General features: G+C 75.1%; 20 protein-coding genes. 13 read left to right on the top strand and 7 right to left on the bottom strand.

Annotation, left to right across the window (positions count from 1 at the left end):
* Positions 1-111: 111 nt before the first annotated feature.
* Positions 112-2139: a VWA domain-containing protein gene (locus tag ACERUJ_RS03955; protein ID WP_370247140.1), complete on the top strand. Its 2028-nt coding sequence runs from the start codon at positions 112-114 to the stop codon at positions 2137-2139.
* 205 nt (positions 2140-2344) lie between these two features.
* Here ACERUJ_RS03955 and ACERUJ_RS03950 read toward each other — a convergent pair whose 3' ends face one another.
* Positions 2345-3190 carry a cobalamin-binding protein gene (locus ACERUJ_RS03950; protein ID WP_370247139.1) on the bottom strand — a complete coding sequence of 282 codons (846 nt, stop codon included), beginning with the start codon at positions 3188-3190 and terminating at the stop codon, positions 2345-2347.
* Between the two features lie 103 nt (positions 3191-3293).
* Between ACERUJ_RS03950 and ACERUJ_RS03945 the strand changes: the two genes are divergently transcribed.
* From ACERUJ_RS03945 to metG, 7 genes are all read left to right on the top strand, one after another.
* Entirely contained in the window at positions 3294-4073 is a 780-nt protein-coding gene (locus ACERUJ_RS03945; RefSeq protein ID WP_370247138.1) for a sulfite exporter TauE/SafE family protein, read from the top strand.
* A 39-nt stretch (positions 4074-4112) separates the two neighbouring features.
* On the top strand, positions 4113-4442 hold the full coding sequence (locus tag ACERUJ_RS03940; protein WP_370247137.1) for a pyridoxamine 5'-phosphate oxidase: 330 nt from the start codon (positions 4113-4115) through the stop codon (positions 4440-4442).
* A gap of 10 nt (positions 4443-4452) precedes the next feature.
* Positions 4453-5238, top strand: a complete 786-nt coding sequence (locus ACERUJ_RS03935) for a VOC family protein (protein ID WP_370247136.1) — start codon at positions 4453-4455, stop codon at positions 5236-5238.
* Positions 5235-5798, top strand: a complete 564-nt coding sequence (locus tag ACERUJ_RS03930; protein ID WP_370247135.1) for a DinB family protein — start codon at positions 5235-5237, stop codon at positions 5796-5798. The genes ACERUJ_RS03935 and ACERUJ_RS03930 overlap by 4 nt, the downstream gene beginning before the upstream one ends.
* A gap of 98 nt (positions 5799-5896) precedes the next feature.
* Positions 5897-6499: a DsbA family protein gene (locus ACERUJ_RS03925; protein ID WP_370247133.1), complete on the top strand. Its 603-nt coding sequence runs from the start codon at positions 5897-5899 to the stop codon at positions 6497-6499.
* 126 nt (positions 6500-6625) lie between these two features.
* Complete coding sequence (locus ACERUJ_RS03920) at positions 6626-7906, top strand: MOSC domain-containing protein (RefSeq protein ID WP_370247132.1); 1281 nt, start codon at positions 6626-6628, stop codon at positions 7904-7906.
* A 42-nt stretch (positions 7907-7948) separates the two neighbouring features.
* Positions 7949-9742, top strand: a complete 1794-nt coding sequence (metG, locus tag ACERUJ_RS03915; RefSeq protein WP_370247131.1) for a methionine--tRNA ligase — start codon at positions 7949-7951, stop codon at positions 9740-9742.
* A gap of 49 nt (positions 9743-9791) precedes the next feature.
* On the opposite strand, the gene ACERUJ_RS03910 is transcribed toward metG, so the two are convergent.
* The 4 genes from ACERUJ_RS03910 to ACERUJ_RS03895 form a co-directional block, all read right to left on the bottom strand.
* Positions 9792-10970 (bottom strand): sorbosone dehydrogenase family protein, encoded by a 1179-nt coding sequence (locus ACERUJ_RS03910; RefSeq protein WP_370247129.1) that lies wholly within the window; start codon positions 10968-10970, stop codon positions 9792-9794.
* A gap of 5 nt (positions 10971-10975) precedes the next feature.
* Positions 10976-11890 carry an alpha/beta fold hydrolase gene (locus ACERUJ_RS03905; protein ID WP_370247128.1) on the bottom strand — a complete coding sequence of 305 codons (915 nt, stop codon included), beginning with the start codon at positions 11888-11890 and terminating at the stop codon, positions 10976-10978.
* 44 nt (positions 11891-11934) lie between these two features.
* Positions 11935-12225, bottom strand: a complete 291-nt coding sequence (locus ACERUJ_RS03900; protein ID WP_370247127.1) for a hypothetical protein — start codon at positions 12223-12225, stop codon at positions 11935-11937.
* A 75-nt stretch (positions 12226-12300) separates the two neighbouring features.
* Positions 12301-13182: a DMT family transporter gene (locus tag ACERUJ_RS03895; RefSeq protein WP_370247126.1), complete on the bottom strand. Its 882-nt coding sequence runs from the start codon at positions 13180-13182 to the stop codon at positions 12301-12303.
* 106 nt (positions 13183-13288) lie between these two features.
* Here ACERUJ_RS03895 and ACERUJ_RS03890 point away from each other — a divergent pair, with 106 nt between their 5' ends.
* The 4 genes from ACERUJ_RS03890 (at position 13289) to ACERUJ_RS03875 (ending at position 17295) form a co-directional block, all read left to right on the top strand.
* Positions 13289-14059, top strand: coding sequence for a peroxiredoxin-like family protein (locus ACERUJ_RS03890; protein WP_370247125.1), 771 nt, complete (start codon positions 13289-13291; stop codon positions 14057-14059).
* Positions 14060-14144: 85 nt separating this feature from the next.
* Entirely contained in the window at positions 14145-14600 is a 456-nt protein-coding gene (locus ACERUJ_RS03885; protein ID WP_370247124.1) for an SRPBCC family protein, read from the top strand.
* Between the two features lie 44 nt (positions 14601-14644).
* Complete coding sequence (gene ilvD / locus ACERUJ_RS03880) at positions 14645-16336, top strand: dihydroxy-acid dehydratase (protein WP_370247123.1); 1692 nt, start codon at positions 14645-14647, stop codon at positions 16334-16336.
* Positions 16333-17295 (top strand): hypothetical protein, encoded by a 963-nt coding sequence (locus ACERUJ_RS03875; RefSeq protein ID WP_370247122.1) that lies wholly within the window; start codon positions 16333-16335, stop codon positions 17293-17295. Before ilvD ends, ACERUJ_RS03875 begins: the two co-directional genes overlap by 4 nt.
* A 134-nt stretch (positions 17296-17429) precedes the next feature.
* Here ACERUJ_RS03875 and ACERUJ_RS03870 read toward each other — a convergent pair whose 3' ends face one another.
* On the bottom strand, positions 17430-18494 hold the full coding sequence (locus tag ACERUJ_RS03870) for an enhanced intracellular survival protein Eis (RefSeq protein ID WP_370247121.1): 1065 nt from the start codon (positions 18492-18494) through the stop codon (positions 17430-17432).
* Positions 18495-18853: 359 nt separating this feature from the next.
* A complete protein-coding gene (locus tag ACERUJ_RS03865; protein WP_370247120.1) occupies positions 18854-19390 on the bottom strand; it encodes a DUF1990 family protein in 537 nt (178 codons plus the stop codon).
* A 45-nt stretch (positions 19391-19435) separates the two neighbouring features.
* Here ACERUJ_RS03865 and ACERUJ_RS03860 point away from each other — a divergent pair, with 45 nt between their 5' ends.
* On the top strand, positions 19436-20653 hold the full coding sequence (locus ACERUJ_RS03860; protein WP_370247119.1) for a kynureninase: 1218 nt from the start codon (positions 19436-19438) through the stop codon (positions 20651-20653).
* The last annotated feature ends 22 nt before the right edge of the window (positions 20654-20675 follow it).

Here is a 20675-nt window from a genome sequence, read left to right as displayed (position 1 = left end):
TTTGCTCGGTCAGCCGAGCAAACCGTCGCGATCCGGGCCCTGGAACGCCGATCGCCGACAGTTTGCTCGGCCAACCGAGGAAACTGTCGGACCGGCCCCTGGGAGGTGCGGATGCCTAGCCACCGGTTCACCCGCTACGACGGCGGCGACCCGCTCGCGCCGCCGGTGGACCTCGCCGAGGCCCTGGAGGCCATCGGGGAGGACGTGATGGCCGGCTACAGCCCGGAGCGGGCGATGCGGGAGTTCCTGCGGCGCGGGGGCCGCGACCAGCAGGGCCTGGACGACCTCGCCCGCCGGGTGGCGGAGCGGCGTCGTCAGCTGCTGGACCAGCACCAGCTCGACGGCACGCTCACCGAGATCAAGGAGCTGCTCGACAAGGCCGTGCTGGAGGAGCGCAAGCAGCTGGCCCGCGACGCGATGATGGACGACGCCGACCGCGCGTTCCGTGAGATGCGGATGTCGAACCTGCCCCCCAGCCCGGCGGCGGCCGTGAGCGAGCTGGGCGACTACGACTGGACCAGCAGCGAGGCGCGCGAGGCGTTCGAGCAGATCAAGGACCTGCTGGGCCGGGAGATGCTCGACCAGCGCTTCGCCGGCATGAAGCAGGCCCTGGAGAACGCCACCGACGAGGACCGTGCCGCGATCCAGGAGATGCTGGACGACCTCAACGACCTGCTGGCCAAGCACGCCCGGGGGGAGGACACCCCCGAGGACTTCGCCGAGTTCATGGCCAAGCACGGCCAGCACTTCCCCGAGCAGCCGGAGGACATCGAGCAGCTGCTCGACGCCCTCGCCCAGCGCGCCGCGGCGGCGCAGCGGATGCTGAACTCGATGACCGCCGAGCAGCGCGCCGAGCTGATGCAGCTCAGCGCCCAGGCCTTCGGCTCCCCGCAGCTGATGGAGAGCCTGGCCCGGCTGGACTCCCAGCTGCAGGCGCTGCGCCCCGGCGAGGACTGGAACGGGTCGGAGCAGATGGGGCAGGGCCAGGGGCTCGGCCTCGGCGACGGGACGGGGGTGTTCCAGGACCTCGCCGAGCTCGACGCGCTCGCCGAGCAGCTCTCGCAGAGCTACAGCGGCTCGCGCCTGGACGACCTCGACCTCGACGCGCTCAGCCGTCAGCTCGGCGAGCAGGCGGGCATCGACGCCCGCACGCTGCAGCAGCTCGAGCAGGCGCTGCGCGACACCGGCACCCTGCGCCGCACCTCCGACGGCCAGCTCGCGCTCAGCCCCAAGGCGATGAGACAGCTCGGCAAGGCGCTGCTGCGCGACGTCGCCGAGAAGATGAGCGGGCGCCAGGGCCAGCGCGACATGAACAAGGCCGGCGCGGCCGGTGAGCGCTCCGGCGGCACCCGGCCCTGGGAGTTCGGCGACACCGAGCCCTGGGACCTCCCGCGCACCGTGCTCAACGGCGTCAGCCGGCGCGCCGCCGACCCCCGCGACGCCCGCCTGATCGCCATCGACGACGTCGAGGTCGTCGAGACCGAGGCGCGCACCCAGGCGGCGGTCGCGCTGTGCGTGGACACCTCGTTCTCGATGGCCATGGACGGGCGCTGGGTGCCGATGAAGCGCACCGCGCTCGCGCTGCACACCCTGATCCGCACCCGCTTCCGCGGCGACGCGCTGCAGCTGATCACCTTCGGTCGCCACGCCGAGACGATGGACATCGAGCGGCTCACCGCCCTCGACGCCAAGTGGGACAAGGGCACCAACCTGCACCACGCGCTGCTGCTGGCCAACCGGCACTTCCGCAAGCACCCCGGCGCGCAGCCGGTGCTGCTGATCGTCACCGACGGCGAGCCCACCTCGCACCTGGAGCCCGACGGCGAGGTGTGGTTCAGCTACCCGCCGCACCCCAGGACGATCGCCTACGCCGTGCGCGAGCTCGACAACGCCCGCCGGCTCGGCGCGCAGACGACGTTCTTCCGGCTCGGCGAGGACCCCGGCCTGGCCCGGTTCATCGAGCAGATGGCGCAGCGGGTGGACGGCCGGATGGTCAGCCCCGAGCTCGACGACCTCGGTGCGGCCGTGGTCGGCAGCTACCTCGGCTCCCGCACCGCGGGACGCCCGGGTGGGCTCACCGGCGGCGGTCCGGCGTCGTTCCGCGACTGGTTCGGCGGTCGGGGGTTCTGGGCCGGCTGAGGCCTCCGCCGACCCCGGCCCGACACCGTGCGTCCACCGCCGCACGTCGGCTCGCCGGGTCTCGTGACGGCGCTGGGGCGCCTCCTCGACCACCGTCGGGGGACCTGGGGCGCCTCCTCGACCACCGTCGGGGGACCTGGGGCGCCTCCTCGACCACCGTCGGGGGAGCTGGGGCGCCGGCTCGACCCCCGTGGCGCAGGTGGTCTCAGCCGTGGAGCACCGCGGCGAGCTCCTCCACGCCGTCCACGAGCCGGGGGCCGGGGCGGGCCCACATCGCGTCGGCGTCGACGGCGTGCACCCGCACCCCGGCGGGCAGCCGACCGGCGGCGACGAGCAGGTCGGCCTGGGCCTGGGCGCCCTCGCGGTCGTAGCCGCACGGGGCGACCACGACGACGTCGGGGGCGCTCGCGGCGAGGTCGGCCCAGGTGATGGGGTGCGAGACGGTGCCGGCGGCGCCGATCACGGCCTCCCCGCCCGCCAGGGCGACCATCTCGGGGATCCAGTGCCCGGGGGCGTAGGGCGGGTCGGTCCACTCCAGCACCGCCACGCGCGGGCGGGGACGCCCGGCCACCCGCGCGGCGACGGCGTCGAGCCGCTCCTGCAGCGAGGCGGTGAGGGCGACGGCGGCGTCCTCGCGGCCGACCGCGCGGCCGATCGTGCGCACCGACTCCAGGACCTGCGCCAGGGTGTGGGGGTCGACGGTGAGCACCTCGGCCCGGCAGCCCAGGTGGGTGAGGGCCTCGTCGACCGTGCCGACGTCGATCGCGCACACCGCGCAGAGGTCCTGGGTGAGCACCAGGTCGGGGTCGAGGTCGGCCAGCGCCCCGGCGTCGAGGTGGTAGAGGTCCTCGCCTCGGGCCAGCGCGTCGGCCACGAAGGCGTCGATGCCGGCGGGGTCCAGACCGTCGGGCATGGCGGAGGTCGACACCACCCGGCGATCGCGGGCCTGCTCGGGGTAGTCGCACTCGAAGGTCACTCCGACGACGTCGTCGCCCGCGCCGAGGCCGAACAGGATCTCGGTGGTGGAGGGCAGCAAGGACACGATCCGCACCCCGGGAGGGTAGGGGACTACGGTCGGAGCGTGCCGTGCCGCCCATCACCCGACCGGTGCGGGCCCGCTCACACGGGGCCTGCTCACACGGGGCCGGCCCCGCGTGGCTGATCCCGAGCTCGTCACGCTGGTCCTGCTGGCGCTGGCCGCACTCCTGGCGGGATTCGTCGACGCGGTCGTGGGCGGGGGCGGGCTGATCCAGCTGCCCGCGCTGGTGATCGCCTTCCCGCACGCGACGCCGCTGCAGCTGCTGGCCACGAACAAGTCCGCCGCCGTGTGCGGCACCTCGGTGGCCGCGGTCACCTACGCGCGGCGGCTCCGCCCGCCCGTGGGCGAGGTCGCGCCCCTGGTGGCCGCGGCGTTCCTCGGCGCGGCGGGCGGCGCCCTGGTGGCGGCCCTGCTGCCCCGGGAGGTCTTCGAGCCGATCGTGCTGGTGCTCCTCCTCGGGGTCGGCACCCTCGTGGTGCGCCGCCCCGACCTCGGCCACACCGCCGCGCCGCGCTTCACCGGCCGTCGCCGGGCCGCGGCCGCGGCGGTCGTGGGCGCGGGGATCGGCTGCTACGACGGCGCGCTGGGGCCGGGCACCGGCACGTTCCTCGTGATCGCGCTGGTGCTGTGGCTGGGCCACGACTTCCTCGGCGCGAGCGCCCGCGCCCGGTGGGCCAACGTGGCCACCAACCTCGGCGCCCTGGCCGTCTTCGTGCCGCAGGGCGTGGTCGTGTGGGAGGTCGGGCTCACCATGGGGGCGGCCGGCCTGCTCGGCGGCTGGCTGGGCGCCCGCACCGCCCTCGAGCGCGGCGCGGGCTTCGTGCGGGCACTGTTCGTGGTGGTGGTCGCCGGGTTCGTCGTGCGGCTGGGCGGGGCCCAGATCGGGTGGTGGTGAGCCTCCGCCGCGGCTCCCCGGGGTCCTAGGCTGGGCGACATGAGCATCCCGGTCGCCGTCGACAACCTCGCCCCCACCCTGGCCGACTTCGACGCCGCCTACCTGTGCACCATCCGCGAACGCCGCGTGAAGGTGGTCAGCGTGCGTGCGGTGCTGTCCGACGACGGCACGCTGCGGGTGCTGAACCCCGGGCGCGGCTCGGTGCTCAACGTCGCCGACGAGCCGGCCGTCACCCTCACCTTCCCGCCGCTGACCCCGGGCTTCAGCCTGCTCGTCGACGGCACCGCGGTGGCCGACGGCGACGACGTCGTGGTCACCCCCACCGGTGCCGTGCTGCACAAGCCCGCACCCCCCGCCCCGTCCGCGTGAGGCCCTCCCCGTGAGCCCGTCGGAGCCGTCGGTCACCTGGCTCACCGCCTTCCTCGACCACCCGGCCGACGGCCCGCACGAGGAGGCGGTGGCCTTCTGGCGCGCGGTCACCGGCGCCGGGCTGTCGGCCCGGCGCGGCCCGACCGGCGCCTTCGCGACCCTGGTGCCCGCCGACGGCGACCCCTACCTGCGCGTGCAGCGCCTCGACGCCGATCCTGCATCGGCCGGATGCCCGGACCCGCGGGTGCACCTGGACCTCCACGTCGCCGACCCCGGGGTGGCCACGGAGTCCGCCGTCCGGCTCGGCGCCACCGTGCTGGCGCGCCCCGGCGGTCCCGGGGGCCACGTCGTGCTGGCCAGTCCCGCCGGGGTCGTGTGGTGCCTCGTGCCCGACCGCGACCAGCGCGGCGCCGTCGTCCCGACCCCGCCGGTCTCCGCGGCCGGTCGGGCGCAGGTCGACCAGGTGGCCGTCGACGTCGGCCCCGCGGCGTTCGACGCCGAGCTGGCGTTCTGGCAGGCGGTCACCGGCGCCGAGCGCACGCCCACCTCCTCGCCCGAGTTCGCGCGCCTGCAGCTGCCGGGCACGGCGCTGCACCTGCTGCTGCACCGACTCGACGAGGACCGCTCCGCAGGCCTGCACGTGGACCTGTCGTGCGACGACCGCGCCGCCGAGGTCGCCCGGCACGTGCGGCTCGGCGCGGAGGTCGTGGCGCAGCAGCGGTCGTGGACCGTGCTGCGCGACCCCGCCGGCCTGGTCTACTGCGTGACCGACCGACCCGTGCGGGAGCGCCCGTGAGCCCGGCGATCCCGGCCATCCCGGCCGGTGGGCCCGTCGACCGGCCCCGGGCGCCCCTGGCGGGCGGGGAGGCCGCCACGCTGCTCGGGTTCCTGGAGCACCACCGCGCGACGCTGCGCTGGAAGGTCGGCGGGCTGTCCACCGAACAGCTGCGGGCCGCGCCGCTGCCGAGCAGCCTCACGCTCGTGGGTCTCCTCAAGCACCTGGCCTACGTCGAGGACTGGTGGTCCGGGGTCGTGCTGTCGGGCCGGGGCCAGGCGCCGCCGTTCGACACCGCGCCGTGGGACGACGACCCGGACTGGGAGCTCACCTCGGCCCGGGCCGACGACCCCGCGGACGTGCTCGCGCTGTGGGAGTCGCGGGTGGCGGCCGCCCGCGACGACGTCGACGCCGCCCTGGCCCGGGAGGGTCTCGACACGCCGTCGGCGATCGCCCACCCCCGCACCGGCGAGCGGGCGAGCCTGCGCTGGATCCTGGTGCACCTGATCGAGGAGTACGCCCGCCACAACGGTCACGCCGACCTGCTGCGCGAGGCGATCGACGGCACGACCGGCTGCTGAGCCCCGGCCCGTCTCCGGCCCGTCACCGGCTCACCCACGCCCCGCGGCCCGCCCTGGGAGGTGGAATGCGGCGCGCCGGGCGGTGGTTGGGTGTGGGCGTGACCACCAACGCCGACTTCTGGTTCGACCCGCTCTGCCCGTTCGCCTGGATCACCTCGCGCTGGATCCTGGAGGTCGAGCCGCAGCGCGACATCTCCGTCACCTGGCACGTGATGTCCCTGGCCTACCTCAACAAGGACAAGGACATCCCCGAGGAGTACCGCGAGCTGCTGGCTCCGGCCTGGGGCCCCGTGCGCGTGTGCATCGCTGCCGAGCAGCGCCACGGCAAGGACGTCCTGCTCCCGCTCTACACCGCCATGGGCACCCGCATCCACCTCGGCGGGGAGAAGATCAGCCGCGAGCTGATCGCCGCCGCGGTGGCCGAGGCCGGGCTCGAGGCCGACCTCGTGGACGCCATGGACGACCCCTCCTACGACGACGCCGTGGCCGCCAGCCACCACCTCGGCATGGACCAGGTGGGCGACGACGTCGGCACCCCGACCATCGCCTTCGAGGGGGCGGCGTTCTTCGGGCCGGTGCTCTCCTCGATCCCCAAGGGCGAGGAGGCCGCCCAGCTGTGGGACGGTTGCGTCGCGGTGGCGAAGTTCCCGCACTTCTACGAGCTCAAGCGCTCCCGCACCGGCGGTCTCGACTTCAGCTGACGACGCCCGCCCTCCCCGGCTCCGGGCTGGCTCCGGGCCGGGGAGGGGCCGGGGAGGGTTTGCCCGCGTCTGCGGCGGCGCACGATGGCCTGCGTCCCTCCCGACCCGGACAGGAGCTGATCGCCCATGGGCGCCGAGCGCGAGTTCACCCACACCACCACGCTGCCCGCCGAGCAGACCTACGACGCGGTGCGCCGCGTGGTCGCCGATCTCGGCTACGCCCTGCAGGGGGAGGACCGCGCCCAGGGGCGGCTCGTGGCGCAGACCCCGCGCTCGGCGCTGTCGTGGGGCCACCTGCTGTTCCTCGCCGTGGAGCCGGCCGCGGACGCCGGGTCGACCTTGCGGCTCACGGTCACCGGTGTCACCGACGCCCCCCGCGCGCTGATGGACGGCCGCAAGAACGACAAGCCGGTCGCCGCTTCCTCGAGGCCCTCACGCCCGCCCTGCCCTGAGCGCCCGCGGCGCCGCGGACCGGCGACAGCGTCGGGCAGGATGGCCGGCATGACGCGGATCTCGGAGCTGTGGCGCTACCCCCTCAAGTCCGCGGCCGGTCACGCCGTCCCCACGCTCGGGGTCGACCCGTGGGGGCTCGCGGGCGACCGACGGTGGGCCGTGCTCGACCCGGCCGACGACGACGGCCTCGTGGTCACCGCCCGCGAGGAGCACCGGCTGCTCCTGGTCCGCCCGGAGCCCACCGCGACCGGGCTCCGGCTCCACGCCCCCGGACGGGCGCCGCTGGAGGTGACCACCCCCACCGCGGGCGTCGGGCTGCGCCCGGTGCGGGTGTGGCGCTCGCGGATCGTGGCGGCCGACGCCGGCGACGAGGCCGCCGCCTGGCTCGGCGCCGCGCTGGGCCGCACGGTGCGGCTCGTGCACCTGGACGACCCCATGCGCCGGGCCACCAACCCGGCCTACTCCGAGGAGACCGACCGCGTCTCGCTCGCCGACGGCTACCCGATCCTGCTCACCACCACGGCCTCGCTGGCCGCCCTCAACGACGCCGTCCTGGAGGGCGCCGGCCCCGACGGCGCCCCGGAGTCCTGGCCGCTGCCGATGACCCGGTTCCGCCCCAACGTCGTGGTCGACCACGGGGCCGAGGGGGCGCCGTGGGTCGAGGACGACTGGCGCCGGGTGCGGCTCGGCACCCACACCTTCCGCGTGGTCAAGGGCTGCGAGCGCTGCGTGATGACCACCCTGCAGCCCGACCACGAGCGCGGCGTGGTGGACCGCGGCCCCGAGCCGATCCGCACGATGGCCCGGATCCGCCGCTTCGACGGCGGCACCTGGTTCGGCGTCAACCTCATCCCCGATCCGCTCCCGGCCGGCGCCCCACCGGTGGCGCTGGCGGTCGGCGACGACGTCGAGGTGCTCGCCGCCGTGCCCGCCGGAGGCGGTCCACCGCGGTGACCCGCGCGCCCGCGGACGGGTCCGGTCCCTAGGATCGACGCCATGACCCACGTCCTCTCCGCCGTCGCCTGGCCGTACGCCAACGGCCCGCGCCACATCGGCCACGTGGCCGGTTTCGGTGTGCCCTCCGACGTCTTCAGCCGGTACTCCCGGATGGCGGGCCACGACGTGCTCATGGTGTCGGGCTCGGACGAGCACGGCACCCCGATCCTCATCGCCGCCGACGAGGCGGGGCTGAGCCCGCAGGAGCTGGCCGACCGCAACCACCGCCTGATCGCCGAGGACCTGGTCTCCCTCGGCTGCTCCTACGACCTCTACACCCGCACCACCACCCGCAACCACCACGCGGTGGTGCAGGAGCTGTTCCTCGGGGTCTACGAGAACGGCTACTTCGTGGAGCAGACCACCTACGGCGCGATCTCGCCGTCCACCGGCCGCACCCTGCCCGACCGCTACATCGAGGGCACCTGCCCGATCTGCAAGACCCCGGGAGCCCGCGGCGACCAGTGCGACACCTGCGGCAACCAGCTCGACCCCGCCGACCTCATCGAGCCGCGCTCGCGCATCAACGGCGAGACCCCGGAGTTCATCGAGACCCAGCACTTCTTCCTCGACCTGCCCGCGCTGGCGCAGGCGCTGGGGGAGTGGCTCGACGAGCGCGAGGCCACCGGCCTGTGGCGGCCCAACGTGATCCGGTTCTCCCAGAACATCCTCAAGGAGATCCGGCCGCGCGCGATGACGCGCGACATCGACTGGGGCATCACCGTGCCGCTCGACGGCTGGCGGGAGAACCCCACCAAGAAGCTCTACGTCTGGTTCGACGCCGTCGTCGGCTACCTCTCCGCCTCCATCGAGTGGGCCCGCCGCAGCGGCGACCCCGAGGCCTGGCGGCAGTGGTGGAACGACCCCGAGGCGCTGTCGTACTACTTCATGGGCAAGGACAACATCACCTTCCACTCCCAGATCTGGCCCGCCGAGCTGCTCGCCTACGCCGGCCGCGGGGAGAAGGGCGGCGAGCCCCGCGAGCTCGGCGTGCTCAACCTGCCCACCGAGGTCGTCAGCTCGGAGTTCCTCACCATGGAGGGCCGCAAGTTCTCCTCCTCCAAGAAGGTCGTCATCTACGTGCGCGACCTGCTCAGCCGCTACCAGCCCGACGCGTTCCGCTACTTCGTGGCCGCGGCCGGACCGGAGGCGCAGGACTCCGACTTCACCTGGTCGGAGTTCGTGCGCCGCACCAACGACGAGCTGGTCGCCGGCTGGGGCAACCTCGTCAACCGCACGGCCAACCTGATCCACAAGTTCTTCGGCGAGATCCCCGCCGCGGGCGAGTTCACCGAGGCCGACGTCGCCGTGCTGGCCGCCACCGAGCAGGCCTTCGCCACCGTCGGCGACCTCATCGCCCGGCACCGGCAGAAGGCCGCGATCGGTGAGGCGATGCGCGCGGTGGGCGAGGTGAACAAGTACGTCTCCGACCACGAGCCCTGGAAGCTCAAGGGCGAGGACGAGCGGGAGCGCCTCGCCACCATCCTGCACGTCACGGCCCAGTGCGTGGCCGACCTCAACCTCGTGCTCAGCCCGTTCCTGCCGTTCTCGGCCAACGCCGTGGACGCCGCGTTCGGCGGGCGCGGCGAGATCGCCCCCATGCCGCGCATCGACGACGTCGAGGACCTCGACGGCGGCGCCGGCTACCCGATCATCACCGGCGACTACACCGGTGCCCCCACCTGGCAGCGCCACCCGATCGCGGTCGGCACCCCGGTGGCCAAGCCCGTGCCGGTGTTCACCAAGCTCGACGCCGGCGTCGTCGAGGACGAGCTCGCCCGCCTCGGCACCTGACGACGACCCCCGACGACGACCCCCGACGGCGACCCCGTCGATCCGTCGGTCAGTAGGTGAGCACCAGGATCCGGTCGTCCTGCGCGGCGGGGTCGCCGCGGCCGTCGCGGTTGGACGTCGTGAGCCACAGCGTGCCGTCGGGGGCGGCGGCGATGGTGCGCAGCCGGCCGTAGCGGCCCACGAAGTACGGCTCGGGACGACGCGCCTCGCCGTCGACCAGCGGGATCCGCCACAGCCGCTCGCCGCGCAGGGCGGCCATCCACAGCGAGCCGCCGGCGTAGGCCAGCCCCGAGGGCGAGGCGTCCTCGGTGGCCCAGGTGGCGGCGGGGTCGCGGTAGGCGCGGTCGCGGCCGGCGCCCTCGTAGACCGGCCAGCCGTAGTTGGCGCCGGGCTCGATCCGGTTGAGCTCGTCGAAGGTGTTCTGCCCGAACTCGCTGCTCCACAGCTGCCCGTCGGGGGTGAAGGCGAGCCCCTGGGGGTTGCGGTGGCCGAGCGTGTACACGGCGGTGCCGCCGGGATTGCCCGGCGCCGGCTCGCCCTCGGTGGTGATCCGCAGGATCTTGCCCGACAGCGACGTCGGGTCCTGGGCGGCGTCGGGCACGTCGGCGTCGCCGGTGGTGGCGTAGAGGTGGCCGTCGGGGCCGAACGCCAACCGACCGCCGTCGTGGATGAACGCGTCGGGGATGCCGGTCAGCAGCGGTTCGGTGGCGCCGAGCCGCCCGGGGGCGTCGCCCTCCAGCCGGGCCCGCACGATCCGGTTGTCCTCGGCGGTGGTGACGTAGAGGTAGAGCAGCCGGTCGCGGGCGAAGTCGGGCGACACCGCCACGCCGAGCAGCCCGCCCTCGCCCTCGGGGGCCGCCTCGTCGACGACGCCGAGCTCGGCGACCTCGCCGCGGCGGTCGATCCGCAGCACCCGCCGGGTGTCGCGCTCGGTGACCACCGCGTCGCCGTCGGGCAGGAAGTCCAGCCCCCACGGGGCGGCAAGACCGGTGACCAGGGTGCGCGCCACCCGCGGCTCCACCGGGCCGGTCGGGGACGGCGACGGGTCCGGGCCGCTGCTCGCCTCCGGGGCCGGCGCGGTCTCCAGGGCCGGGGCGTCGACGGCCGCGCCGGTGGTGCGCGGACCGCTCGGCGCGCCGTCGTCGGCGCACCCGCCGAGCAGCCAGGCCGTGAGCGAGGCGGTGAGGAGCAGGCCGGCGATCCGGCCTCCCGGGGGCCGCGTGCGCATCGGTCTCAGTCCACCCGGGACACGAAGTCGAGCAGCAGCGCGTGCACCGTGTCGGGGTGCTCCATCTGGATGAAGTGACTGCCGCGCAGCTCGATGTACTCGGCGTCCTGCATCCGCAGCGCGGCCGACTCCATGTCGCGCGCACCGGCGAGCAGGTCCCACTTGCCGGCCACGAACACCGCGGGCACCTCGATGCCCGACAGCGACACCCGGGCGTGGCGCGACGTGGACAGCGCCAGGTGGAAGTACCAGTCCAGGGGCGTGGTGAGGAACTCGCGCACCGCGACGACGGCGAGCGCGGGGTCGGCGACCGGGAGCATGAAGCCGGAGTGGCTCAGCAGCTCGATCGCGCGGGGGCCGACGGGCAGTCGGCGCGCCACCGGGGTGAGCGCCTTGCCGGCGACGCTCATCACGCGGGAGGCGTTGACGGTGATCGTGCGCGCCACCGCGTGGGGCAGGCGCAGCGGCGCCAGCATCGTGGCGAAGGTGTCGCCGGGCACCCCGGCCACGGCGAACAGGCCCGAGACGCGCTCGGGGTGGCGCACGGCGAGCTCGAACATCGTGTTGACGCCCATCGACCAGCCCATCAGCACCGCACGGTCGATGCCGAAGTGATCCATGACCGAGAGGCCGTCCTCGACGAAGTGCTCGATCTCCACGTGCGAGGGGTCGGCGGGGCGATCGGAGCCGCCGACGCCGCGGTGGTTCCACGACACCACCCGCACGCCGCAGTCCGGGGACAGCAGCGCGGGCCAGCACCACGGGTTGGTGCCCAGACCGTTGCACAGCACCACGGTCGGGCCGTCGATGAGCCCGTCGGGGTCGTTGGTCCAGACGCGCAGGCTGGTGCCGTCGTCGGAGAGGATGTCGCGGAAGGCGGGCCGGCTGGCGGCGGCCGCGGTCGCGGCGGAGGTCGACATGCGCACCAGTGTGCCCCAGCATCCGCGCCGCGGGCAGGGCCCGCTCAGCCTCGGGCGGTGTGGTGTTCCTCGCGGGCGGGGGCGGTCGCCTCGGCGGCGCACACGTCGCAGTCGGCCGCCTCGGCGGCCCCGGCTGCGCTGCCGACGGTGGTGACCGCGGCGGCGCCCGGGGTGAGCGAGGCGAGGAAGGCGGCGACCTCCTCGCGCTCGGCGCGGCGTCGGGCGGCCGCGGTGGCGGCGATCATGGCGTTGCGGCGGGCCTGCTGCTGGGACTCCACGGGCCAGGAGCGCAGGCGCTCCAGCCCACGGTGGAGGAGGGCGGTCGGCACGGGCATGTCGGCCAACGTACGCCCCGTGGGGTATCGGGTCGTCACGACGACGTGTCGACGGCGTGAACTCACTGCGGATTCTCAGGCTCCACCGGCCACCAGGCCCTCGGGCGCGGGGGTGCGGGCGGCGCGGGTGGCCCCGATGCTGGCGACGACGACGCACGCCACCGCCAGCCACTGGGCGGTGCGCAGCTGCTCTCCGAGCACCAGCAGGGCGGCCAGCGCGGCGGCGGCCGGCTCCAGGCTCATCAGGATCCCGAAGGTGGCGGCGGAGAGCCGGCGCAGGGCCACGATCTCCAGCGAGTAGGGCAGGACCGAGCTGAGCACGGCCACCACCGCGCCGAGGGCGAGCACCCGGTGGTCCAGGAGCCCCGGGTCGGTGCCCAGCGCGGTCTGCGCGAGCACGACCGGCGCCAGGGCGAGGGCGGCGAGGGTGCTGGCCACGGCGAGACCGTCGAGGCCGGGCCAGCGCCGCCCGGTGGCGCCGCTGGCCAGGATGTAGGCGGCCCAGGCCGCGCCGGCCACCAGCGCCGCGAGCACGCCCACGGGGTCGAGGTCGGCCCGCTCCGCCCCCAGGAGCACGACGCCGGCGCCCGCCAGCGCCACCCAGACCAGGTCGCGGGCGCGCCGGGAGCCCACCAGTGCGACCGTGAGGGGGCCGATGAACTCCAGCGTGACGGCGACGCCGAGCGGGATCCGGGCGAAGGACTCGTAGATCGCCAGGTTCATCACACCCAGGGTCGCGCCGTACCCCGCGACCACGCGCCAGTCCTCGCGGCTGCGTCCGCGCAGCGCGGGCCGCACCGCGACCAGCAGCACGAGAGCCGACACGGCCAGGCGGACCAGCACCAGGCCGGCCGGGCTGGCGTCGTCGAAGAGCGACTTGGCGACGCTGGCGCCCAGCTGCACCGAGGCGATGCCGAGGAGCACCAGCGCCACCGGTGAGCGCAGGGCGGAGGGCACCCGGTCACCGTAGTGGGCCGCGGGCGGCGCGCGAGCGTCGCGGTCGGTCGACAGAGCACCGCGCGGGGAGTAATCTCGATCGAGTTACTACAGAAAGGTGATCGCGATGCCCACCGTCCCCGCCGCCGACACCGGTGCCGTCCCGATCCCCGCCCTCGCCGTGGACCCCGACGTGGACCCCGTCGCGCCCCGCGTGCCTGACGTGCTCCCCGACGACGCCGTCGCCCCCCGCCTGCTGGCCGACCGGCTGGAGCGGGCTCGCGCGCACCTGCTGCGCACCCTGCCCGTGGCCGACCTGGCGATCCTCACCGACGACCTCGATCGCGGCGTGGCGGCGCAGGTCGCGCGGCCGACCGGCCCCGTCGTGGGGGACACCCTGCCGATCGCCACGCTGTCCGACCACCGCGACCGGCCTGTGCGGGTCGCCGCCCCGGGGCGGGCGGCGGTCGTGGTGCTCGTGCGCGGCGTGTGGTGCCCGTTCGACAACCTCACCCTCGCGGCCTACCAGCGCCAGGTGCTGCCCGAGCTGCGCGAGCACGACGTCGATCTCGTCGCGATCAGCCCGCAGACCCCCGACGCGGCGGAGAGCATGGTGGTGGCCCACGACCTGCGCTTCCCCCTGCTCACCGACCCCGGCGGCGCCTATGCACGCCGGCTGGGGCTCGCCCACGACCTGGCCCCGGCCGTCAGCGCCGTGCACGGGCGCCTCGGCACCGACCTCACCCGGCTCCACGCCGGGGGCGAGTGGGTGCTGCCGCACCCGGCCACGATCGTGGTCAACGCCGCCGGTGTCGTGCGGTGGGCCGAGACGCACGTCGACTACACCCGCCGCGCCGAGCCCGCGCGCCTGCTCGCGGCGGTGCGGGCACTGGGGTGAGGCGGGCACCGGGTGAGGCGGGCACCGGGCTGGGGCGGCCCCGCGGGGGTCACGCGGAGGTCACGGTTGTGTCACGATGCCGGACATGGGTACCTACGTCGTGCGTCGTCGCGCCCGCATCGACGCCGATCCGGCCCGCGTGCTCGCGCTGATCGAGGACCTGCGCGCGTGGCGCGAGTGGTCGCCCTGGGAGGGCCTGGACGCCGACCTCGAGCGCAGCTACACCGAGCCCACCCGCGGCCCCGGGGCGGCCTACGCCTGGTCGGGCAACCGGCGGGCCGGCCGGGGGTCGATGGAGATCACCTCCTCCGACCCCGAGCACGTGCACCTCACCCTCACCTTCGAGCGGCCCTTCCGCAGCAGCAGCGAGGTCGCCTTCACGGTGCAGCCCGACGGCACCGGCGCCGACGTCGAGTGGGCCATGACCGGCGAGCGCAGCGGGCTGTGGGGCCTGCTGGGGCGGTTGGTGCCGATGGACGCCCTGCTCGGCCGCGACTTCGAGAAGGGCCTGCGCCGCCTCGCCGAGGTGGCCGAAGCCTGAGCGCGGCCGTCGGCGGCGTGGCGGCCCCCACTACCCTCCTACCCATGAGCAGCACCCCCGAGCAGCCCGACATCAAGCCCCGTTCGCGCGACGTCACCGACGGCCTCGAGCGGGCCGCGGCCCGCGGCATGCTGCGCGCCGTCGGCATGCAGGACGAGGACTTCGCCAAGCCGCAGATCGGCGTGGCGTCGTCGTGGAACGAGATCACGCCCTGCAACCTGCCGCTGGACCGGCTCGCCAAGGCCGTGAAGAACGGCGTGCACGCCGCCGGGGGCTACCCGCTGGAGTTCGGCACGATCTCGGTGTCCGACGGCATCTCCATGGGCCACGAGGGCATGCACTTCTCGCTGGTCAGCCGCGAGGTCATCGCCGACTCCGTCGAGACCGTCATGATGGCCGAGCGTCTCGACGGCTCGGTGCTGCTCGCCGGCTGCGACAAGTCGCTGCCCGGCATGCTCATGGCCGCCGCCCGCCTCGACCTGGCCTCGGTGTTCCTCTACGCCGGCTCGATCATGCCCGGCCAGGTCGACGGCCGCGACGTCACGATCATCGACGCCTTCGAGGCCGTCGGTGCCTGCCTGGCCGGCAAGATCACCCGCGAGGAGGTCGACCGCATCGAGCGGGCGATCTGCCCCGGTGAGGGCGCCTGCGGCGGCATGTACACCGCCAACACCATGGCCGCGGTCGCCGAGGCCCTCGGCATGGCGCTGCCCGGCTCGGCCGCCCCGCCGGCCGTCGACCGGCGCCGCGACGGGTTCGCCCACCGCTCGGGCGAGGCGGTCGTGAACATGCTGCGCCACGGCATCACCGCCCGCCAGATCATGACCAAGGAGGCCTTCGAGAACGCCATCACCGTCGTGATGGCCCTCGGCGGCTCCACCAACGCCGTGCTGCACCTGCTGGCGATCGCCCGCGAGGCCGAGGTCGACCTCACCCTCGACGACTTCCACCGCGTCGGCGACCGGGTGCCCCACCTGGGCGACCTCAAGCCGTTCGGCAAGTACGTGATGAACGACGTCGACAAGATCGGCGGCATCCCGGTGGTCATGAAGGCCCTGCTCGACGCCGGCCTCATGCACGGCGACTGCCTCACCGTCACCGGGCGCACGATGGCCGAGAACCTCGAGGCCCTCGCCCCGCCGCCGCTGGACGACGACGTCATCCGCTCCCTGGAGCGCCCCATCCACCGCACCGGCGGTCTGACGATCCTCAAGGGCTCGCTCGCCCCCGACGGCGCGGTGGTCAAGAGCGCCGGCTTCGACGAGACCGTCTTCGCCGGCACCGCCCGGGTCTTCGACGGCGAGCGCGCCGCGATGGACGCCCTCGCCGAGGGCCGCATCACCGCCGGCGACGTCGTGGTCATCCGGTACGAGGGCCCCAAGGGCGGCCCCGGCATGCGCGAGATGCTCGCCATCACCGGCGCCATCAAGGGCGCCGGCCTGGGCAAGGACGTCCTGCTGCTCACCGACGGCCGGTTCTCCGGCGGCACCACGGGGCTGTGCGTGGGCCACGTGGCGCCCGAGGCCGTGGACGGCGGCCCGATCGCGTTCGTGCGCGACGGCGACCCGATCACCCTCGACGTGCTCAACCGCACCCTGGACGTGGCGATCGAGCCCGACGAGCTGGCCCGCCGCCAGGAGGGCTGGGAGCCGCTGCCGCCGAAGTACACCCGCGGTGTGCTCGGCAAGTACGCCAAGATCGTGGCCTCGGCCGCGCACGGCGCCGTCACCTCGTGAGCCCGCGCCGACCCCGGGTCGGCGTGCTGGGCGCGGTCGCGCTCGGGCTGGTGCTGCTGGGCGCCCTCGTGGGGTTCGCGCGCCTGCCCGACGCCGACCCGGCGTCCCCGGGCCCGGCGTCGTCCTCCGGGGGCGACCGGTCCGCGGGCGACGGCGCGCCCGCGCGCCCCAACGCCTCCGCACGGACGCCCCGGGAGCGGATCTTCGACGACGGTCGGTTCCTGGTGGCCTTCTACGGCACGGCCGGGACCGGCGCGCTGGGGGTGCTGGGGGAGACCCCGCCCGACGTCGCGTTCGCCCGGCTCGCGCGCGAGGCGGCCCGCTTCGAGCGGCCGCGCCAGCCCGTGCTGCCGGTCTTCGAGCTGATCGTCACCATCGCCGACCCGTTCCCGGGACCCGACGGCGACTACGCCCACGACCTCCCGCGCGCCGCGGTGCAGCGCTACATCGACGCGGCCCGGCGTCACGGCGCGCTGCTCGTGCTCGACCTCCAGCCCGGACGCACCGACTTCACGACCGCCGCGAAGCGCTGGGCCTGGGCGCTGCGCGACCCCTACGTCGGCCTCGCGCTGGACCCGGAGTGGCGGATGGCGCGCGGCGAGGTGCCGGGGCAGGTGATCGGGAGCGTCGACGCGGCGGAGATCAACCGCACCACCGCGTGGCTGGCCGACCTGCAGCAGCGTCACCGGCTGCCGCAGAAGCTGCTGGTCCTGCACCAGTTCCGTACCGACATGATCACCCGCATCGGCTCGGTGCAGCCGCGGCGCTCGCTGGCGATGGTGCAGCACGTCGACGGTTTCGGGACGCCCGGCCAGAAGCTCGACACGTTCGCCGCCGTCGCGCAGCCCCAGCGCTTCCGGATGGGCTTCAAGCTCTTCTACGACGAGGACGTCGACCTCATGGACCCCACCGCGGTACACCGGATCCGGCCGAAGGTCCGCTTCGTCAGCTTCCAGTAGCTCAGCTTCCAGTAACCCCCGGGGGGCCGCGGTAGCCCGTTGTCACCAGCGGAATGCACCGGTTTCGGTCCGAAGTCGGTGCATTCCGCTGGTGACGACGGAGAACGGCGACCACGGCAGCGGGTGAGGGGCGCTCAGAAGTAGTCGCGGATGTGCACCGGACGTCCCGTGAAGGCGGCGTCGAGGACGGCGTCGTGGTCGGCGGGGCCGTCGAGCAGGCCGAGCAGGCGCAGGTTGGCGCACTGCTGGGCGCCGCCCAGGAGCAGCGCCAGCCCGCGCGGATGCAGGCGGGGGCCGGCGGCCAGGGCGGCGTCGGTGCCGGGCAGCGGCGTCGCGACGCTGGGGTCGGCGCAGTCGCGGGCGGTGAGGTGCAGGCGGAAGCCGTGCTCGCCGACGCGGAGCGGCACCGGCTCCGCGCGGCCGCCGCTCACGGGGAGCCGCGGGTCGAGCGCGGCCACGGCGCCCACGAGGTCGGTGACCGCCAGCATGTAGGGGTGGCGCGCCACGACGTCCCACGTGTCGGCGGGCAGGACGAGCCGCGCCGGGTCGGGGCCGGAGGTGTGCACGCGCACCCGCCGCGCGACGGAGGCGAAGGTGCCCACCATCGCCCACAGCGCCTCGTAGCCGCCCGGTGCAGTGGCCATCAGGTCGCGCACCTCGAGCACGCCGGCGCCCTGGTAGCCGCCCGAGCGGTCCCAGGCCAGCATCCCGATCGGCTCGTCCTCGCGGCGGGCCACGGTGATCTCGGTGTCGGCGAGGTACTGCGCCGGGGTCTCGTCGTCGTACAGCGGGCCGGTGCGGGTGAGCGGACCGTGCTGGGCGCGGGCCCAGGCGGTGTAGACCGCCCGCGCCTGCTCGACGTGCTCGGGGCCGGCGCGATGCAGGGTCACCTCGCGGGGCGCGCGCAGCCGCGCGAGGTCGGCGGTGGCGAGCTCGACGGTGTCGTAGGAGCCGACGATCTCGTAGCCCTGGCCGCGGTAGATGCCCGGCGCGGTGGGGAACAGCGTCGAGACCGGCTGGCCCTGGGCGGCGGCGTGCTCGCGGATCAGGGGGAACAGCCGGCCCAGCAGGCCCGCACCGCGGTGCTCGGCCGCGATCGCCACCCCGGCGATGCCGCACGTCGGCACCTCGCGGCCGCCCAGCCAGGAGACCAGGTCCAGGGCGACCATCTTGGCGACCAGGCGCCCGCCGTCGAACACCCCGAGGTTGAGGCGACCCGGCCGGGGTGCCCGGGCTCCTCCGGAACCGCGGAGCCCTCCGGTCGGGACCGGTCCGGCTCCTCGGGCGCCGGTCGGGGCGCGCCGAAGGCCTCGTGGCTCAGGGCCTGCGCCTGGGCGTCGTCGTCGACGGTGAGCGGGCGGATCTCCCAGGAGTGCGCGGCCATGGGGCCAACCTAGGGCGTGTCTCCTGACTCGGATGCGCGGCGCCGGCGCCGCCCGCGCGGCGCCCCGGCAGCGTTGCCGATCCCTCGAAGACGCCCGGTCTGCGCTCGGACCGGCGCCTTGCCGGGCCACCACCCGAACGACGCCGGCATCCACGCCGAGTCAGGAGACACGCCCTAGGACGGTGTCCCGTCCAGCGCGCGCAGATAACGGTCGGTCTGACGCCGCTGGGCCAGGCCCGCGACCGGCCCGCCGAGCCGGGTGAGCCAGGAGCCGTGGCGCGAGAACGCGGCGACGGTGAGCCGCAGCGCGCCGTCGGGGAGTCGGTCGAGCACGAACAGCTCCTCGCCGCGCTCGGGGTGGCCGGGCAGGGTGCCGTAGACGAACCCCGCCCGATCGGGCTCCTCGATCACCTCGACCACCCGGCAGGGCGCGGTGAGCCCGAGCGGTCCGACACCGATGCGCACCTGCACCACCACGCCGGGCGCCACGCGCACCGCTGACGCCGTGACGCGCAGGCCCGCCCCCTCCTGCACGCCCCAGCGCAGCAGCCGCTCGGCGGCCACCTCGAAGTCGCGCCGCGCCAGCACCCGCTCCCGGCGGAACGCCGGCCAGCCCGCCGGCGGCTCGCGCAGCGTGGCGCCGACGTCGGGGTAGGTGAACGGGGCCGCGGCCAGGCGGGCCGCGACGTCGTCGGGGAGCAGTGAGACCACGCATCATCCTCACCCGCGGCGCCGCCGGCCGGTAGCGTCCTGCGGGTGATCGCCGCCCCGCTCGACCCGGTCCCGCTCGACGCCGCCGACCCGCTGGGGGCCCACCGCGACCGGTTCGTGGGCGCAGAGACGCCGCTGGTGTACTTCGACGGCAACTCGCTGGGGCGGCCGCTGCGCGTCACCGGTCCGCGCCTGGCCGCGTTCGTGGAGCAGGAGTGGGGCGGCCTGCTGATCCGGGGCTGGGACGAGGCGTGGATGGCGCTGCCCCAGCAGGTGGGCGACGACCTCGGCCGGATCTGCCTGGGCGCCGGCCCGGGGCGCACGATCATCGGCGACTCCACCACCGTGCTGCTCTACAAGGCCCTGCGCGCGGCCGTGGCTGCCCGCCCCGGGCGCACCGAGATCGTCGTGGACTCCGACAACTTCCCGACCGACCGCTACGTCGCCCGCGCGGTCGCCCAGGAGTGCGGTCTGACGCTGCGGTGGATCGAGGTCGACACCGCCGCCGGGGTCACCGAGCAGCAGCTCGCCGACGTCGTCGGGCCGCGCACGGCGGTCGTGCTGCTCAGCCACGTCGCCTACCGCTCGGCGTGGCTCGCCGACGCGGCCGCGCTCACCGCGCTCACCCACGAGGCCGGGGCGCTGGTGGTCTGGGACCTCAGCCACGCGGCCGGGGCGGTGGAGCTGGCGCTGGACGCGACCGGCGTCGACCTCGCGGTGGGCTGCACCTACAAGTACCTCAACGGCGGTCCGGGAGCGCCGGCGTACCTCTACGCCGGCGCGCATCTGATCGAGCAGCTGGACCAGCCCATCCAGGGGTGGATCGGGCACGCCGAGCCGTTCCTCATGGGCCCGGACTGGACGCCGGCGCCCGACCTGCGGCGGATGCTGTCGGGCACCCCGCCGATCCTCGGCATGCTGGCGATGCAGGACATGCTCGCCCTGCTCGACGAGGTCGGCCTGCCCGCGGTGCGCGCGAAGTCGATCGCCCTCACCGAGTACGCGATCGCGCTGGCCGAGGACCTGCTCGCCCCGCTCGGGGTGGCCCTCGCCTCGCCGCGCGACCCCGCCCGCCGCGGCGGTCACGTCACGTTCACCCACCCCGCGATGCGGGAGGTCGTGGCGGCGCTGTGGCGACGCGACGTGCTGCCCGACTACCGCGACCCCCACGGGCTGCGGCTGGGCCTGTCGCCGCTCTCGACGTCGTTCGCGGAGGTGGCCGCCGGCGTGGCCGCCGTCGCCGAGGAGCTGCAGCGGGGGTGAGCGGCCGGGCGCCGCACGCGTG

Source organism: Nocardioides sp. (assembly GCF_964228225.1).
Taxonomy (GTDB): domain Bacteria; phylum Actinomycetota; class Actinomycetes; order Propionibacteriales; family Nocardioidaceae; genus Nocardioides.
The sequence above is the reverse complement of the archived record's forward strand: the minus strand, read 5'-3'. Positions and strand labels throughout refer to the sequence as shown.

Excerpts from the sequence above, each read along its gene's own strand:
- ACERUJ_RS03955 (WP_370247140.1), top strand. The coding sequence starts at position 112 with ATGCCTAGCCACCGGTTCACCCGCTACGACGGCGGCGACCCGCTCGCG.
- ACERUJ_RS03940 (WP_370247137.1), top strand. The coding sequence starts at position 4,113 with ATGAGCATCCCGGTCGCCGTCGACAACCTCGCCCCCACCCTGGCCGAC.
- ACERUJ_RS03920 (WP_370247132.1), top strand. The coding sequence starts at position 6,626 with ATGGGCGCCGAGCGCGAGTTCACCCACACCACCACGCTGCCCGCCGAG.
- metG (WP_370247131.1), top strand. The coding sequence starts at position 7,949 with ATGACCCACGTCCTCTCCGCCGTCGCCTGGCCGTACGCCAACGGCCCG.
- ACERUJ_RS03910 (WP_370247129.1), bottom strand. The coding sequence starts at position 10,970 with ATGCGCACGCGGCCCCCGGGAGGCCGGATCGCCGGCCTGCTCCTCACC.
- ACERUJ_RS03905 (WP_370247128.1), bottom strand. The coding sequence starts at position 11,890 with ATGTCGACCTCCGCCGCGACCGCGGCCGCCGCCAGCCGGCCCGCCTTC.
- ACERUJ_RS03900 (WP_370247127.1), bottom strand. The coding sequence starts at position 12,225 with ATGCCCGTGCCGACCGCCCTCCTCCACCGTGGGCTGGAGCGCCTGCGC.
- ACERUJ_RS03890 (WP_370247125.1), top strand. The coding sequence starts at position 13,289 with ATGCCCACCGTCCCCGCCGCCGACACCGGTGCCGTCCCGATCCCCGCC.
- ACERUJ_RS03885 (WP_370247124.1), top strand. The coding sequence starts at position 14,145 with ATGGGTACCTACGTCGTGCGTCGTCGCGCCCGCATCGACGCCGATCCG.
- ilvD (WP_370247123.1), top strand. The coding sequence starts at position 14,645 with ATGAGCAGCACCCCCGAGCAGCCCGACATCAAGCCCCGTTCGCGCGAC.